The organism is Nonomuraea sp. CA-143628 (assembly GCF_050942315.1).
GTDB lineage: Bacteria > Actinomycetota > Actinomycetes > Streptosporangiales > Streptosporangiaceae > Nonomuraea.
In genome coordinates, this window is sequence record NZ_CP192072.1 from 4,976,957 (window position 1) to 4,993,397 (window position 16,441).

The 16,441-nt window shown below is 67.6% G+C and carries 11 protein-coding genes and 1 pseudogene; 8 read left to right on the forward strand and 4 right to left on the reverse strand.

The features are described 5' to 3' along the window. Nucleotides 1-504: 504 nt before the first annotated feature. Both ACQP2T_RS22780 and ACQP2T_RS22785 read left to right on the forward strand, forming a co-directional pair. Nucleotides 505-1,011 carry a ricin-type beta-trefoil lectin domain protein gene (locus ACQP2T_RS22780; protein WP_433518115.1) on the forward strand — a complete coding sequence of 169 codons (507 nt, stop codon included), beginning with the start codon at nucleotides 505-507 and terminating at the stop codon, nucleotides 1,009-1,011. Between the two features lie 478 nt (nucleotides 1,012-1,489). Further along, nucleotides 1,490-1,687 carry a hypothetical protein gene (locus tag ACQP2T_RS22785; RefSeq protein ID WP_433518116.1) on the forward strand — a complete coding sequence of 66 codons (198 nt, stop codon included), beginning with the start codon at nucleotides 1,490-1,492 and terminating at the stop codon, nucleotides 1,685-1,687. 30 nt (nucleotides 1,688-1,717) lie between these two features. Here the strand turns inward: ACQP2T_RS22785 and ACQP2T_RS22790 are convergent, their stop codons facing one another. Genes ACQP2T_RS22790 through ACQP2T_RS22800 form a run of 3 tightly spaced genes read right to left on the reverse strand, consistent with a single transcriptional unit; the run spans nucleotide 1,718 to nucleotide 8,680 of the window. Beyond that, entirely contained in the window at nucleotides 1,718-4,669 is a 2,952-nt protein-coding gene (locus ACQP2T_RS22790) for a pPIWI_RE module domain-containing protein (protein ID WP_433518117.1), read from the reverse strand. A 7-nt stretch (nucleotides 4,670-4,676) separates the two neighbouring features. Beyond that, the gene (locus tag ACQP2T_RS22795; protein WP_433518118.1) at nucleotides 4,677-6,890 is read right to left on the reverse strand and encodes a hypothetical protein; all 2,214 of its coding nucleotides are present in this window, start codon (nucleotides 6,888-6,890) and stop codon (nucleotides 4,677-4,679) included. Next, complete coding sequence (locus ACQP2T_RS22800) at nucleotides 6,800-8,680, reverse strand: UvrD-helicase domain-containing protein (RefSeq protein WP_433518119.1); 1,881 nt, start codon at nucleotides 8,678-8,680, stop codon at nucleotides 6,800-6,802. The genes ACQP2T_RS22795 and ACQP2T_RS22800 overlap by 91 nt, the downstream gene beginning before the upstream one ends. 158 nt (nucleotides 8,681-8,838) lie before the next feature. On the opposite strand from ACQP2T_RS22800, the gene ACQP2T_RS22805 reads away from it, so the two are divergent. The 6 genes and pseudogenes from ACQP2T_RS22805 (at nucleotide 8,839) to ACQP2T_RS22830 (ending at nucleotide 13,215) form a co-directional block, all read left to right on the forward strand. Beyond that, on the forward strand, nucleotides 8,839-9,081 hold the full coding sequence (locus ACQP2T_RS22805) for a hypothetical protein (RefSeq protein WP_433518120.1): 243 nt from the start codon (nucleotides 8,839-8,841) through the stop codon (nucleotides 9,079-9,081). Next, complete coding sequence (locus ACQP2T_RS22810; protein ID WP_357824346.1) at nucleotides 9,078-9,455, forward strand: hypothetical protein; 378 nt, start codon at nucleotides 9,078-9,080, stop codon at nucleotides 9,453-9,455. Before ACQP2T_RS22805 ends, ACQP2T_RS22810 begins: the two co-directional genes overlap by 4 nt. 95 nt (nucleotides 9,456-9,550) lie before the next feature. Beyond that, nucleotides 9,551-9,940, forward strand: a complete 390-nt coding sequence (locus ACQP2T_RS22815) for a hypothetical protein (protein ID WP_433518121.1) — start codon at nucleotides 9,551-9,553, stop codon at nucleotides 9,938-9,940. A 195-nt stretch (nucleotides 9,941-10,135) separates the two neighbouring features. After that, nucleotides 10,136-10,752 (forward strand): annotated as a pseudogene (locus ACQP2T_RS22820) (ISAzo13 family transposase); the annotation flags it as partial. 394 nt (nucleotides 10,753-11,146) lie between these two features. Continuing rightward, a complete protein-coding gene (locus ACQP2T_RS22825) occupies nucleotides 11,147-12,403 on the forward strand; it encodes a hypothetical protein (protein WP_433518122.1) in 1,257 nt (418 codons plus the stop codon). A 149-nt stretch (nucleotides 12,404-12,552) separates the two neighbouring features. Beyond that, on the forward strand, nucleotides 12,553-13,215 hold the full coding sequence (locus tag ACQP2T_RS22830) for a hemerythrin domain-containing protein (protein WP_433518123.1): 663 nt from the start codon (nucleotides 12,553-12,555) through the stop codon (nucleotides 13,213-13,215). 21 nt (nucleotides 13,216-13,236) lie between these two features. On the opposite strand, the gene ACQP2T_RS22835 is transcribed toward ACQP2T_RS22830, so the two are convergent. Beyond that, on the reverse strand, nucleotides 13,237-16,431 hold the full coding sequence (locus ACQP2T_RS22835) for an ATP-binding protein (protein WP_433518124.1): 3,195 nt from the start codon (nucleotides 16,429-16,431) through the stop codon (nucleotides 13,237-13,239). Between the last annotated feature and the right edge of the window lie 10 nt (nucleotides 16,432-16,441).

Sequence of the window (16,441 nt, forward strand, 5' to 3'; positions counted from 1 at the left end):
GGTCGTGTCGGGGTTTCCGCCCTGAATCGGGGTCGCGTGAGACTGCCGGTCTCCCCTGACGCCCCATCTCGGAGATCACGTGGAGGGGCAGAGCGGTTCTGAACTCGGCGCGGCGGCCCAGCGGTGGCAGCCAAGGCAGCAGGCCTCAAGCACCAGCAGAAGACCTTCATCAAGACGGCCCGGAACTCCTGTAGCTCCGGCAAGCCGCCACTCAGTTGGTCAATGGGAACGGCGACGGGGTGCCAGGACCACGGTGACCTTGGCGGTGGCTCCGGCGCCGGGTTTGACGTAGCGCATGGCGGTGCGGGGTTCTTGTGCCGGGTTGTTCCCCGATCTCCTTCAACGAGCCGTTTGGGGCTCGGGTTATCGCCACTGGCCGTTCTGATGCGGGTGGTCCACCAGCGAGGCTCGGCGACGCCGAGCTAACTATATGCAGTGAATTGAATACAGAGAGTGATAGTTCTGAGAAGTCGACACTTCCGAGACCTGAGAAGGGGAACCCTCGTGATCAAACTTTCGCTGGCCGGTCTGACCACCCTGGCCGTCGCCGTGGCGACGGTCGGGGTGGCTCTCGTCAACCCATCGCTTGCCGCGGCCCAAACGCCGGAGCAGCAGTGGTTCATGGAGTTCGACGGCGTGCCGCATGGAAAGATCTGGACCCGGAGCGGTGGGCGCAGCCAGTGTCTGACCGCGGTCCTGAACACCTCCACCATCGCCACCGCCCCGTGCGGCGACAGCACCCCGGGGCAGTACTGGTTCATGGAGTTCGACGGCGTGCCGCATGGAAAGATCTGGACCCGGAGCGGTGGGCGCAGCCAGTGTCTGACCGCGGTCCCGAACACCTCCACCGTCACCACCGCCCCGTGCGGCGACAGCACCCCGGGGCAGTACTGGTTCATGGAGTTCGACGGCGTGCCCCATGAAAAGATCTGGACCCGGAGCAGTGGGCGCAGCCAGTGTCTGACCGCGGACCCGAACACCTCCGCCGTCACCACCGCCGACTGCGGATGACCTCTCGACCCTCCGTCGCCCAGCGCAGACCCGCAAAGATCCTTGAGGGCTTCGCTCGGTCACGATCGGTGAGGGGCCAGGCGGTCAGCGCGAGGGTTGCCTGACCGGCTTCCCTCGCGTGCCGGGCTTGGTGGCGGGTCTGCTCGACCTGGGCGTCATAGGTCCACTGGTAGGGCGAGCGTTCCGGTTGTGCCGGATCACGAAGTCGGTGATCTTATCGTCGAGGTCTTCGCGGGAAGCGAAGTCCCCGCGGCGCAGTAGACCCCGGATCCGTTGTCCATGATCAGGTGAATGTCGATGTCCGGGTCGATGGCCTGGTCCGGCATCGTCAGGAAGCCGCAGAAGGTCTCGGAGTTGTTGCGGGTGATCCACTTGGTGAGGGCTCGCCCGCCTATTGCGTGGGTTCCCGGCCGGTGACTACCTGCCCACCCACGATGGCGACACCTCGGCGTCGGCGAGAATGCCGAGAGTCGCGGTCTTGCGCGGGCGCGCCTCCCCGGACCAGCACATCAGCGTATGCGACATCGCCGAGCCACTCGGTCTGCCCATCGCCACGGATCTGGCCGAGACCGAGGCCATCGGCGATGAGTCCCTTTCGCCGCAAGGGTTGACGGCACTGGAACAGTGTTTTCTGCGTCAGCTCAACGATCAGAGCGGGCCGCAGGCGGCCAGGTAAGCGTTCGATGATTAGGTTTCAGCTCGTACCTCACGCGTCAGGAGGTGACGTTTGCCGATCCTTCTCGGGATCCGGCTCCGTGAAGAGTCCTGCTGCCATGGTCGGATTCAGGGCGCCATCACCCGCTGGGATCACCTCGGCATCTGTGGATTGCGGACCCTCGACAGCGGAAGCCTCATCCTCGACCTCCTCCGCGAGCATCGGCAGGACGTATTCCTGGCCAAGCCCCGCCAGATGCAGCGGCAGGGGTAGAGCGAGGGCCTGCGGGTAGTCCGGCGGCTGACGCAGTTGATGCACGGCGAGCGCCAGCGATTCCGGATCGTCACCGTCGTCCTGATGGCATCCGAGAACGGCGATCTCCACCAGCCCGGGATTCCAGCCTGGGATGTTGGTGTCGATTCTGGTATCGCCCTCGTGCTTGCCGCCGCGGCGAGGGGCCAGCTTGTCAGCCGTGATGGCCGAGGTCTGGAACTGGACGGGCTTAGGCGTGGTGCTGTAGAAGACGCGGCTCGTCCCGTCGCACTGCGGCACCCACAGGTGGGACGGCAGTCCGTTCGCCTCGTCCTTCGGGTTGACGCCCCACCACTGTGGGGTCTCCCGGCCCTGCACGGTTCGCACGCGGACGAGCCGCAGGTCCGGGTGCAGCCGGCGAGCCGGCGCGTGGCCGTCGCGGATGCGGTCTGGTTCCACGCGGCCGTCCTGCAGCCACGTCCAGTGAGAGCGGGCGTTCTGCCCGTGGGCGAGGAGCAGCGTGGGAGCGCCGCGCAGGGAGCGCAGCATCTTCTGCAGCCACTCCTCCGTGTCGCGCCGCTGCTTGTCCATGGCGCGGTAATAGCTGCCCGGCTCTCCGTTCTCGGTGCCGGGCACGGCGACCTCCGCGAGCCGCGTCAGCTTCAGCAGCAACGCAGGGTACGGGATCCACGCATTCGCCTCAGGGTTCCACCCCTGGACACTGGCGATGCCGCTGCCCGATCTTTGCGGAGTCACCAGCACAGCGATCGGGACGTACGCTGCCCACCGATTGCGTACCGTGCGATTCTTCCTGACGAGCCAGATCGCGGCGTACCGCAGGCCGACGGGCAGTTTCTCACCAAGGCCATGCTCGGGGTGCACACGGATGCCGAGCTGTCGCAGACCGTCGTCCCAGGCCATGGAGACGCGGTGATCGACGGTCTTCACCGAGTCGTATCGCCCGGCCTTCTTGGGCACCGTCACGAACTGGGTGACCGCGCCGGCGTCCGCGAAGCCGAGTCTGAGAGCGAACTTGGGGTCGTGGTCGCCGGTCTCGAAGTCGGCCCTGCGGTCGAGTTCCACCAGCGCCAGCGTGGGCGCCGTGCCCGTGATGTCGTCGGCGAGCCAGGAGCGGGCGCTGGTACGCCGGTCACGGACGGCCGCGCCGATCGCCGAGGAGGTACGGGGCTTCCCCTTCGGCGGGAGGGCGAGCCCTTCTCCGAGGCCGGCCGTCAGCTTGACGCAGCGCAGCCGCACGGTGAGCTCGGCGGATCGCCACTCGAGGGTCACCGGGTCGCCGGGGCGTGCGGCCTCGTACTGCGCTTCGGTCAAGACGCCGCCCTCGCCTTTCAAGCCGAGGCGTTCGACGAGTCCCGCGACCGCTGCCTCGCGTAGCTCACGGGTTTGCCAGAGAAGTCGTGCCTCCAGTGTGAGAAGAGCTCCCGGGTCGGCTTCTGGAGTGAGCCAGGACATCGCGAAGGCTGCGCCTACCCGCCGTTCCTCCGCCCTGCGGGCGTCCTCTTCAGGCTTGTCCCCCTTCTTCACGCCGGTGGGAGGAGCGTTCAGCGGCTTGGCGGACCTCACGCGCCGCGTGCGGACCAATGCGGGGGTCGCCCGCATCTCGGGCGGAAGGGCTTGCGCAGCCCACTCGGTGAGCTCGGAACGCTGGTGCGACATGAGGCCCGCCTTGATCTGGTGGCCACCCATGGCCGTGCTGTACACGATGCCCGCGCGCAGCCCCTGGTCAAGCCACTCCTCCGGATGGGAAAGGATGTCGTCCGCGCCGGGGAAGGGTTCGGCCAGCGAGATCCCGCGCAGGATGCCGGTCGGCCCGCCGTTCACCCAGCCGGTGATCCACTCTCCTCGCTCCTTGTCCCAGCGGCGTTCCACCTTGGCCAGCGCGTAGCGCTCACCGAGCGGGGCGCCCGGCAGATACGGCACCCGCGGTCGCAACAGCACCGTCGTTCTGCGACGGTACGGCAGGTGGACCCTGCCGGTCGCCGAGCTGACTCGTGTCGCCCAGCGACGGATGCCGAAGTGCAGGTGAAAACGGGGGAGAGGGTCGAACGGAACGGTGTGCAGGGTGATGTTGAGAATGACCGAATACCACCAGGTACGTGTGCCGGAGGGTGACGGAAGCGGTTGAGAGACCAGTTCGGCGCCCTGGTCGCGAGGACCGCGCGGTACGGCGCGGAAATGGAGCCGGCCGGCCGCGTGCTCGTACGGGCCGAGGGCCAGGACACGTCTTGCCAGCCAGTCGGTGCTGAGCGGGAATTGGTGCGCGAGGGGTGCGGCCGTGCCGCCGATCGGGGTCGTGGGGCAGCGGAGCAGCTCGGCTTCGACTGGTTCCCAGACGGGCGGGGACGCCGACAGCTCGGCGCGGACATCCTTGAGGAAGGCACGGTGTTCCGGCTCCGGCCGCAGGTCTGCCAGCCAGCGGTCCAGCAGCGCGCGAAAGACAGGGGCAGGCAGCGGGTCCGCGACCTCCTCGGGCACGTACAGCCAGTGCTCGGACGGACGGGGCAACACCAGGAGGTCGGGAGCGAAGGCCTGGATCACCTGCTCGAAGCGGTAGGTGGGCACCGTGCGGTAGAGCTCGGTTCCTTCGGGACGGCCCAGGTTGCACAGCGCGAGGATCGCCTCGCGCCAGTTCTCGGGGAAGCGTAGCGCGCGGTAGCGGCCCACCATGGTGGCGTCCGGCGAGACGGGTTGCGAGGAGGAGGCGCGGATGGAGTCGTAATTGACGGGCACGGTGTCCTCAGCGGTGGTGTTCGAGGTTGGACAGGGCGTTGTACAGCGGCTGGTAGAGCAGCCGGGCGAGGGCCGGGTCCGCCGGGTCCGGGAATGCCGCAGAGTCGGCTCCGGCGTCGAAGTATGGGGTGAGGATGGAACGGAGGGCTGAGAGGAGGCCGTCCTCCAGGGGGACGGGGCCCGTGGCGCCGGGGGACAGTGCGCCGGCCGTCTTCGGGGCGAAACTGGCGTCGACGAAGACGACCCGGGCAGGCACCCCGCCCCGTACGAGCCGGCCGATGACCTGCCACATGGTGACCAGCTGATCCCAGGCGAAAGCCCGCTTCTCCCAGGGCGACAGCCGTGAGTAGACGTAGCGCCGGGACAGCAGGCGACGCCATTCCTGCCGCGCCTCGTGACGGAAGTCGAGCCCGGCCCGGTCGAGCCCCGCGGCCTTGGCGACGAGCTCGCCGAACGTGGCCGGACCCGTGCGGTTGTCGGGCCGCCTCTGGTCACGGACGAAACGGCAGACCCAGTCGTTCACGGCGAAGATCGCCAGCGCCAGGTCGTCAGGACGGGGATGCGGCCGGGCCAGGAACAGGGCGGTGCCGAAGGCCGCGTTGCGATCGGTGTTGAGGATGTTGTGCCCGCGCTCGACCGCCAGCAAGGGCGCCACCAGCAGTTCGGCATCGTAGTCCTCGGCGAACATGGCGAGGTCGCCCCGCCGCAACGTGGTGGCGTGTTCCGCGACCGCCGGATCCGTGCCGCGTACGGACTGATCGAGATCGGCGTCGTCGGCGGCCAGGACCCGTACTCTGCCTCGCCAGCGGTCCAGCCCGTGCAGAGTGTCGGCGACGGCGTTCGCCTCCTTGTAGCTGCCGACGAGCAGGATCGCCCGGCGCCGGTTGTCGTCTCCGACGAGGGCCAGCTCCTCCTCCAGCGGGCTCGCTCCGCCACCTCGTCCGGGGCTACCCAGGCGCATGGCGAGGGCCCGGGCGGCCGCCGGCCGGACCCTGGGGTCGGTGCCGGACAGGCTCATGGGCGTTCCGTCGGCGTCATAGAGGAAGCGCGTAGCGAACCGCGACTTTCCCACCGCGTCGAGCGAGCGTTCCGACGGCATGAGCACGGCGGCCACCGGCGCCAGGACGTGGGCGCGGGTCGACGCTCCGGCCCAGCTGGTGCCGGACATGAGCACCACGTGCGGGCCCGGGCGTCCCTGACCCGGGTCCGCGCCCAGCTCGTGGAGGGAGAGAAGCAGTTCCCGGCCCACGCCCGCGCACCGGAAGAAGCGCAGGGTGCCGCTGTGGTTGCCGTCCTCGTCGCGCTCCCGCTCGTCCGGGAGGTACTGGAAACCGAGGACGTTGCCCATCGGGGCCTCTGGGATCAGCGGCGCGTAGTCGAGCGGCGGTCGCCTCGCCAGTTCGTTGCCGGTGGAGTCCAGCCGGAGGGCGGCCTCGACCTGGGGCCAGAGGAACGTCAGGCGCTCCAGCCGCTGGTGAAGAGCCGACAGCACGAGCAGGAACTCCAGCCGCCGGCAGGTCAGGTCGCGCCAGGCGTCGTCCCGCGCGGAGGCAGGTGTGCCCTGGATCAGCTTGTTCAGCAGAGCCTTGACGCGGGCGCGGGTACGGGCCGTGTTGAGGGTGTGCAGGAGGTCGCGCGTGGTGTCGATCAGGTCGTCGGTGCTCGTGTCGTACGGGCCGGAGTCGCCCAGCGGATCGTCGCGGAAGGCATCCAGGAGCTCCGTGAGCTGTGAACGGAGAGAGCCCAGGAAGAGATGGCTCTCGTCGGCATCTGGAGAATCGTCGTCGTAGGGCTCGTACATCTGCCGCTCGTCATGCACACCATCGGGGCCCGGGTGCTGCTCGCCGAACCAGTCCCCGAGTAGCTTCTCCTGCAGGGTCCACGGGCTGAAGTACTCGATGTCCGCCCACTCACGCAGCTCCTCACCGGAGATGAGCAGCCGGTAGAGCCGGTCGGTGGCGGCGGTGACGACGGTCAGCGCCGAGTTCCACCGCTCGATGTCCTGGTCCGTGAGGGGCAGTCGGCCGCGCCGCGAGAGCTCCTCGATCTTGTGTGTGTGCAATTGGTCGAGCCAGGAGTCGGGATCCGGGCGGACGAGTGTCGCCGAGGGGGCGAAGATCTCATCCAGCTTCATCTGGACCGAGTCGGCCTCGTCGACGATGACGATGTCGCTGAGCAGGCACGTCGATCCTTGTTCAGCAGGATGTTGAAACGCGTGCACACGGCGATTTCGCCCGGCCGCACTCCCTGCCCGAGCCAATCCCGGACCCGGTCCACGACCGCCGCGACCTCGGCCTGCTCGCCCGGGAAAGCGGCCGTGCGAGGGCGCTTGCCGTGCAGCAGGGACCGGTAGCCGGACAGGCTCTCGTTGCCCTGTCCGCCCAGGTCCTCAACGAGCGACCCGTCAAGCAGGCCGGTCGACCAGGTCAGGATCTCCGCCGTGCTGCGGTAGTTGATGCGCAGCCGGCCGCTCCGCCCGGCCACGGAGATGCCGAGTGAGCTGAGTGACACCTTGGAGTCGTAGATCCGCTGGTGCGGGTCGCCCGTGATGAAGAGATCGTCCGGGCCGTCGAGGACGGCAGCGCGCAGTACCCGCCACTGCGCCGGATGCAGGTCCTGCGCTTCGTCCACGATGACGTGGTCGTAGCCGTAGCGCCTCAGGTTGGAGCCGCCGAGCAGCAGGGTCGCCTCCGCGCAGAGCTGCAGGTGGGTGCTGACACCGCCGCTGCGGAGTTCCGCCGTGAACGCCTCCACCGCATCCCAGACCTGCTCCCGCTGCCGCGGCCCGATCGCCGTGCCCCGGCCACGCCGGGGCGCCTGGAGATACTCGGTCCGCGAATTGATCCGCTGCGCGAGGACGACATGCCGGTACTCCTGGTGCAGGAACTGCTCGGTCCACGGAAGGTCCAGCCGCCGGATGACATGCCGCCAGGCCTGCCGCTCGTCGGCGTCCCCGATCATCTTCGGCGTGCGGCCGGCCAGTGCCCGCACTACGCGGTAGGCGAAGGCGTTCACCGTGGTGACGTCCACCCTCGCGAGCTGCTTCTCGTCGTCGAGAAGCAGCTCGAGATTCTCCCGCAGCGCCGCCGCGAGCGCGGTGGTGTACGTCGTGAGCAGGATCCGACTGCCGGGCGAGCGGCCGAGCAGGTGCTTGACCCGGTGCAGCGCGACCACCGTCTTGCCCGTTCCCGGACCGCCCGTCACCTGCGCCGGCCCGTTGTAGGAGGGGCGGTACGCGACGCGTCGCTGCGACGGATGCAGGAAGACCCGCCACGCGGCGAACGTCTTGCTGAGCACGTCGGTCAGCTCGTCCGCGCTGCTGACCAGGGTGATGCGGGTCGTGGTGTTGATGATCGCCCGCTCAAGGCTCTGGTCCGCGTCGGCAGAGGTACCGGCGGGGCGGCGCTCGGCCACGACCTGCTGGTAGACCTCCTGGGGCGAGAACCCCTCCGCGAGATACCGCAGCACCTCGAACTGGTCCTCGGGCAGGAGCGAGGCGAACGCGTTCAGCTGAGGCTGGTCGATGATGGTCCGGACGGCGCGCAGCATCTGGTCGTCGATGCCGAGATCACGCAGCACGGTGTCGGAGTGCTTCGCGAACAGCAGTACTGGTGCCTCGGCTGCCGCCTGTTCAAGGGCCGGGGTGAGCTGCTCGATGGCTACGACGTTGCGCACCTCCAGGGCGTGCGGGGCGGAGTTGACGGTGTAGAGCCGCTTGGCCGCCCACCCGTAGGCCTCGTCGTGCGGCACGACGTTCAGCAGCAGGAACGTGTCAGTGCCGTCGTCGGGCGCCAGGACCACGCCGCGCCAGAACTCGGTGACGCGGATGGTACGCATCCTCGGGTCCCGCGCGTTCACCACCGACTCCAGGTGCAGGCCCTTGTCGGCGTACAGCGCGGCGATGGCGAGCTGCTGGAACCGTTTCATGGCCTTACGCACGCCCGCCTTGACCGGCTTCTCCAGAGCGTCGAAGCTCTCCCAGAAACTGTTGGCGAAGGCGAGCCGCGGCACGCGGAACCTCCCGGGGTGAGTAGTGAGGCCAGGGTACGGCCGAGCCGTTCGGCGGAGCCAGCGATCCCGGACGATTGCGACCAAGGAAGGGCTGCGCGCTAGGAGGCATGCTCCTATCACACTAGGAAGATGCTTCCTAGTGCGGTAAGCTCCTCGTCATGTCCGAGATCCTTCCCCCACACATGCGGCAGCTCGCCGAGGTGGCAACAATCGTGGCGGCCGCAGGCGCCACGGCTGACTGGCTGTACCACCTCAAAGGCGACATGTGCGCGCTATGTGTGATCAAGGATGGCGTCATCTCGGTCCCCGTCATGATTCCTGCCAACCCGGATCGCGACCCGGAGCTCTTTCGCGAAGCCGTCAAGCGGCTGGAGGCGGTCGTAGAGAGGATGAGTCGATGAGCAAGACGATTACGTATGTCGTCACCTATGAAAACCGGCGGTGGGTGTCGCGCTGCCCTACCGGTGAGGTCGAAGGAGTCGGTGTGGCAAGCTCCTTGTCCCAACTGGAGCGCGACTTGGCGGAGATTCACGCCTGGGCATGGCCCGAGGAGACTCCCGCCGTGGAGTTCGTCTTCGATCTCCCTGAGGAGGTGGCGGGAGTGGTGGCGGAATACAGTCGCGAGAAGGAACTGGCCGAAGCGCATGCCAAGCGCGCTGCGGAACTAGCGGTCAAGGCCGCGAGGGTGCTGACGAGCCACTGGTCGGAGCCGGATACGGCACGTGTCATGGGTTTGTCCAAGCAGCGTGTCCACCAATTGAAGGTGAGCGCCTGACGGCTGCCAGGGGGCTTATGGGTCGCCTAAGCCATGAGGGTGGACATTGCGTTGGCTGAGGCTGAATAGTGGATCGACGTCGGTCAGGAGTCCCAGTGGATCTCGGCAGGTTCCCTCTCGCGGAGTTCGAGCAGCACCTCGTCAACGTTGCGGCCGGTCAGGGATATGAATCAACCCATCTATTGAAGTACGTCGGCGAATTGAGTCATCCAGCAAGCCATGTGACGATCTATTTAGACCGTATGCGGGCCATTCGTCAGGTAATCGAAGTCATGATTCACCCGGAAACTGCTACGGCGGTGCTCGGGGCGATCGAGGCCGTTCACGGTTTGAATATCAAATCGGAATTGTGTCACAATTCCAACCTACGTCGATTTCCGAAAAGACTCAACAAGGGCGCGAGGGAGATTTCCTTCGCTCGTTCGGTCGAGTGCGCAGATGTCACTGCCTTTGACCGCCTGTTACAAACGCTTGCGGCAAGCTGATCCAAGCCGTAGGGAGGGTGGCACAGGCCGTCGCGCAAATATCGAGTGTGGGGCGGACCGACAAGAGATCAGTCCTCCCAACTCGCCGACACCGCCGAGTTGGTCGATCCTCTCGCGTGACAGCCAAGGCCACGTAGCTAAGGGCTTGCCGATCAATAACCCGTAGCATCTGCCGTTTTCGTCCGATGGTCTGGTATGGCCGTATCGGTGGAGACTGTGGGGATGCTGGAGGCGAAGTTCGAGGCGATTCTGCCCCATCTGGATGAGCGGCAGCGCCGGCTGTTACTGGGCGCGGAGGCCCGGGCGCTGGGCCACGGAGGGATCCGAGCGTCGCCCGGGCTGCTGGAGTCCGGGAGGCGACGGTGTCGCCGGGGGTGACCGAGCTGGAGGCCGGTGACGAGCCGTTGGGACGGGTGCGTCGTCCAGGTGGGGGCCTTAGGCGGTTGATCGAGCTCGATTCCGGACTGCGGCCGGCGTTGCTGGCGCTGGTCGAGCCGGACGAGCGTGGGGACCCGATGTCACCGCTGCGATGGACGACGAAGTCGACCCGCAAGCTGGCGGCCGAGCTGACCCGGCAGGGGCACAAGGTCTCCGCTGACACGGTCGCCGGCATTCTGCGGCAGGAGGGATTCAGTCTTCAGGGCAACGCCAAGACGATCGAGGGCAAGCAGCACCAGGACCGCGACGGCCAGTTCCGTTACATCAACGAGCAGGTCAAGCGGTATCAGGAAGCCGAAGATCCGGTCGTGTCTGTCGACACTAAGAAGAAGGAGTTGGTCGGGCCGCGACGCTCGCCGTCTCGGGCGCGGCGGGCAGGTCCCCAGCAGGCCTCTCCGCCATCTCGTACGAGGGGCGGGGCGAACAGGTTCGCTCGTGCAGAGTGATGCGGGAATTGGATCGTCCGGCGATAAAACTGTCGTGAGTGCGTCCTGAGGTTAAGTGTCCGGGAGTAGGGCGCTTTTCTTGTCGCCGCGCCCGCCGGTACCGCGTCTCTGTCCGGCGCGCACGCTCACGCCCTCACGGCCGGGTCGGTCGGCTTGTTCAGGAAGTACTACTTCGAGGCTGCGCTTGTCCGCTTCAGAAATCATCAAGAATCCATCAACTTCCGCTCCACACCCGCCTGACAAGGTGCACGTGAAAGAGCCGAGTTCCGGAAACAGAAGAAAGGTACGACCCCCCGTGCGAAGAAGAAGAGCGATCTGGAGGGTGGCCGCGGCGTTCAGCCTGGTCGTGGTCGCCGGCCTGGTCACCGTTCCCGATACGGCGCTGGCCGCCCCCGCCGTCCGGCTGGCCGCGCCCACCCCGCTGCGACCGGCGGATGTTCCCGGTTCCGTCGAGTATCTGACCAAGACCTACGGCATCAGCGTCGGTGAGGCGATACGCCGTCTGGAGCTGCAGCAGACCGCGGGGGCTCTGCAGAAGGTTCTCGCCCGCGACTATGCCGAGACCTATGCGGGGTCCTGGATCGACCAGGACAACGGCGGTGTGCTTGCGGTCGCGAGCACCGCCCCTGACGCGCTCGCTCCCGCGTTGAGCGCGGTCCCTGACCATGGTCACATCCGCATCGTGGCCGCACAGCACTCCCTTAAAGACCTTCAGGCGAAGGCCGCCGACATCAGTGCCCGTCTGGGACTCAAGCCCGAGCAGGCACCGGTGATCAACGAGCAGAAGAACCGCGTGGAGCTGTATCACCAGGCCGCCGCCGCGGCACGCAGTTCGGCCGGCCGGCTGGCCGCGGTCGCTGACCTGGACGTCGCCGTGGTTGATACGCCGCCCATGACGAATGCGGCTTGCAACATCTCGTATTGCAGCGCTCCGATGCGCGGTGGCGTAAGACTGGAAATGTACGACCAGAACTACCGACGCCTCTACAAGACGTGCACCAACGGCTTCAATGTGAAGGGTACGAACGGCTGGGTGTACACGCTTACGGCGGGGCACTGTTTCGAAAATGACGAATACTACTCCTTCCACACGGGCCATCCCGTTGGGCACTGGGACGGTAACACGTATTTCAATGGGTATCCGGTGGATGCGGCCATCACGCCGTACGTCACGAGAGGAGGAATGGAGTACTCGAAGTACTGGTCGCAGCAGCCGAGGAACATGGTGATCTCGAAAAATACCACCCAGTTCAAGATCACGGGCCTTTGGCAATATGAACAGATCCAGCTTGGCTGGGTCGCGTGTTCGACCGGCGCGGTGTCGAACAGCACCGCCTGCGGCAAGGTCATCGCCAAGGACGGCGGGTTGTGGATGGACATCTGCCGCAGGCAGGGCGACAGCGGTGGACCGCTGTTCAGCGAGAACGACCACACGGCGTACGGAATTCTCTCTCAAATCAACAATGCGGACACCGAGATCTGCGACAAGAACTCTATATCGACCTATTCGCCGGTCTCGAAGATTCTCGGCTACATGAGCTACGGTTCCCTGACATACAGCCTGCACACCGAGAGCTGATTCATCGGCTGCGATTGCCTTGCCGGATGCGTGATCCGGCGGCCTGAGGGCCTCCAGCGAGCTCATCGCTGGGGCCCTTTGCGGGAAGAGGTTCGTCGCCATCCGGAATATCCATAGATTTATTTGATGAGGTCGCAGTGAACCAGCCTATGGCTGACGTGCGTGACATGTTCATGGTGCACACGATGATGCGCCGGGAGTTCACACTCCTGCCTCAGCTCGTCCGGGACGTGGCTTCGGGGGACACCGAACGTTCTGCGGTCGTCGCGAGACATGCCGAGCGCCTTTCTCTCGCCCTGCATCTGCACCATGAGGGAGAGGACATCATTCTCTGGCCGCTCCTCATGGAGCGCGGCGGTGCGGAGGCGTCGGCCATCGTGCCGGAGATGGAGGAGCAGCACCACGGTATCGAGGCGGGCCTCGATGAGGTGAGCGCGCTGCTGCCGGTGTGGAAGCACACGGCCCGCAACGGCGAGAGCCTCGCCGTGGCCTTCGACGTGCTGTGCGACCGGCTGCTGGAGCACATGGCCCTGGAAGAGGAGGAGGTCCTTCCTCTCGCGGAAAAGCTCGTCACCGCCGCCGAATGGGCCCAGCTCGGTGAGCACAGCCTGTCGAACAGCCCCAAAACGGACCTGCCACTCGTCCTCGGCATGGCCATGTACGAGGGCGATCCCGACGTGGTCAAGGAAGTACTCTCTCACGCACCGCTGGTGGCCAGGCTGATCATGCCGCTGATCGCCCCGCGCCTGTACGCTCGGCATGCCAAGCGCCTCTACGGCACCGCCACCCCGCCTCGCTCCGGCCGGCAGTGAAGCAGCCGCGGGCGCTCCTCGTCAGCCGACAGCCGGTGGGTGGTCCAAGGTGGCCAGGAACTCTTCCGCATGCCGCGCGAACAGGTGGGTATCACGTTCGATGGACACCGTACGGGATCTGTCGGCGGCCGCCCTGACCTCGGCGACGGGTTTCCCGCTCGCGTGCAGCAGCCGGGCCCGCAGCAGCAGGAGCAAGCCCTCCGCGAAGCCCTCGTTGTAGCGGTCGAGGCAGGCCTCGGCCTGGTCGAGGGCCGCGGCGGCCTGGTCGAGCGCTCCGGCGACCAGCCACATCTCACAGAGATAGCCGATGAAGATCGTGACACTCGCGCGCTGTGGATTGAGGAGGTTGGTCGCGATGAGCCGCTCGGCCTCCGCCGCCGCGCCGGCCGGATCCCGGCCGGTCTTGGCGAGCGCCCAGTACCGGACCATCCGTTGGTAGGTGCCGAGGAACACGAAGGAGAAGTGAGGATCCGCGGCTATCCCACGTTCCGCCGCGCGCAGGGCTCGGACCGGGTCGCCGATGAACGCCTCCGTCCTCGACGTGTGGGCGGCCCACACAGCGACCGTGAAGGGGGAATCGCCTGCGGCCTCCAGCATGTCGAGCAACGATCGCGCCCCGTCGACGTCCCCGTGCAGCGCGGTCGTCTCAGCGAGCTTTCCGATCATCAGCAGTTTCAGGTCGTACCAGACGGGGTCCTGCTCGCGCGGGCCGCCGCGGGTCATCAGGATGCGGCCCGCCTCGCTCAGGCAGCGGAACGCCTCCTCGTTATCTCCCTCGGTGAATTGCTGCAGTCCCCACGTCTGCAGGCCGTAAGCGCGCACGAGCGGATCGGAGGACGTCTCGCCCTGCTCCAGCATCCGTCGCGCCAGCGGCCTGCTGTGATCGCGCTCGAGGCCTTGGGCATGCGCCGCCCAGCGGGAGTAGAGGAAGACGGTGGCGTCGAGTTCCCGCCCAAGCCCCCTGGCCAGGTGCTCCGCTCGTTCCAGCAGATCGACCGCCGAGGTGCCGTACATCGTGAGCATTCCCCTGATCGCGATCAGCTGGGACAGGGCGGACAACTCCAGCTCGGCCAGGCTCGCCGCCCGCGCGACCTGCACGGCCGTCCGCAACTGCCGCTCGGCGGCCTCGAACGCCAACTTGGTCGCGGCCCGGCGGCCCGCGCGCACCAGCGCCGTCACGGTCCGGTGCGGATCGGCGAGCGGGCCGGCCGACCACAGATGGTGGGCGACTCGCTCGGCGGCACGGTCGCCAAGCGCGTCGGTGCGCTCGAGCGCGTCGGCGACGTGTAGGTGCAGCCGGGATGTGCGCGACTGCGGGGTCGTCCTGGCGACTGCTTCGCGGACCAGGTCGTGCGAGAAGCGCAGGGAGAACGGGTTCCCGGGCGCGGGTTCGAGCAGGCCGAGCGCTTCCCCAGGCCCCAGACGGTCAAGAGAGACCTGGACGTCGAGGCCGGCGGCATTGGCCAGCAGGCGGAGGTCGATGTCGCGGCCGATGAGCGCGGCGACCTGCAGCAGCCCCCGGGCGCCGTCGTCGAGGTCGGCCAGCCGGTCGCGCACCACGTCAAGGACGGTGGACGGCACTCCGGCCCGAGCCGATGCCTGGCTCTCGCCGAGCATGCCGCCGGTGCTGAGGAGCAGTGACAGTTCGCGGACGAAGAACGGGTTGCCCGCGGTTCGGGCGTGGATGTCGCGGGCGGTGTCCGGGCTGGGCGCCTGGCCTGTCTCCTCGTGGACGAGTTCGGCCACCTCGGCCTGGCTGAGCGGGCCCAGGCGGATACGGCGCTGGCCGGAGACCCTGCTGACCGCGGCGAGCATCCGCGACAACTCCGTACCTGGCACGGGCGCACGGTCACGCAGCGCGCCGATGACCGTCGCGCCGGTCGGCAACCGTGCCGCCAGGTGGCTGAACAACTGCAGCGAGGTGACGTCGGCCCATTGCAGGTCGTCGATGACGAGCAGGACCGGCCGCAGCGCGGAGACCTCGCCGATCGCGGCCGCGACCTGTTCGAACAGCCGGAACTGGGCCCTGCCGTCCGGCAGGGGCCGTGGCGCGACGGCTTCGTCGCCCGGGTCGAGCAGGCGGCCGAATTCGGTGGTCAGCCAGTTCTGCCGTGCTGTGACGGGCAGCGCGTCAAGCACCGTGCCGGCAGCCTGCACCCAGGGCCACATCGAGGGCGTGCCGTCGCCCTCCAGACAGCGGCCCCACACGACGAGCGCACCGCGCCGTTCCGCTTCGGCGGCGTTCTCTTCCAGCAGGCGGGTCTTGCCCACCCCGGGCTCACCCTCGATGATGATGAGCCCTTTGCCGCCGGCCAGTGCCGTCTCGGTCGCCTGCCGCAGCACGGTGAGCTCCGCGCCGCGGCCGACCAGACCCACAGCGGGCGGCTTGCCGGGTGTTCGCCCCCAAGGGGCGGGTGGTTGCCCGTCGGTCATCCGCACCGGCGGGGCCGGGGCGTTGTTCAGTACGCGCTGGTGCGCGGCCCGCAGTGCGGGGCCGGGATCGATGCCGAGTTCCTCGGTCAGGCGGGCTCGGACCGTCTGATACACCGACAGGGCCTGTGCCTGCTGCCCGGCGGCGCCCAGGGTGGTGATCAGGCTCGCCAGTACGGGCTCGTGCAACGGCGACATCGTGGCGGCCAGCTGCAACGGCGGTAGTACGCGCTCAGGCCGACCGAGCGAGAGGGCGAGTTCGGCAGCCGCCGCGCACGTGGACAGGAACTCGCTGTCCAGCCCCGCGAAGATCGGCATCGCGGCCGGTCCGTAGGCCAGGCCCTCGCCCGTGGAGCCCTGCCATAATTCCAGCCCCTTCACATAGCAGTCCAGCGCCGCCTCACGCTGCTGCCGCGCGACGGCTTGTCCGGCGGCTTGGACGGACTGCCGGAAGACGGCCAGATCCAAGATGCCGTTCCTGGCCACGAACATGTAGCCGCTACCGCGGCGCCGCAGGTAGGAGCCGCTGCCGCGCACCGGCAGCGGGGGCTCCAGCAGGCGCCGCAGTGTGCCGACGTACTTGTGGATGACGTTGACCGCGCTGGCGGGGGCGTCGTCGTCCCAGATCAGATCGACCAGCTCGGCCGTGCTGATCAGCCGCCCTTCCCGGGCCAGCAGCAGCGCGAGCAAGAAGGCCTGCTGCCGCGGACCCGCATCGAGCTCCTCATCGCCCCGCCACAGCCGCAACGGACCTAGAATCTGCAGCCGTAGGCCGTTGCCGGCCACCGATGCGACC

Coding starts and splice junctions, on each gene's coding strand:
- ACQP2T_RS22805 (WP_433518120.1), top strand. CDS start 8,839: ATGTCCGAGATCCTTCCCCCACACATGCGGCAGCTCGCCGAGGTGGCA.
- ACQP2T_RS22810 (WP_357824346.1), top strand. CDS start 9,078: ATGAGCAAGACGATTACGTATGTCGTCACCTATGAAAACCGGCGGTGG.
- ACQP2T_RS22830 (WP_433518123.1), top strand. CDS start 12,553: ATGGCTGACGTGCGTGACATGTTCATGGTGCACACGATGATGCGCCGG.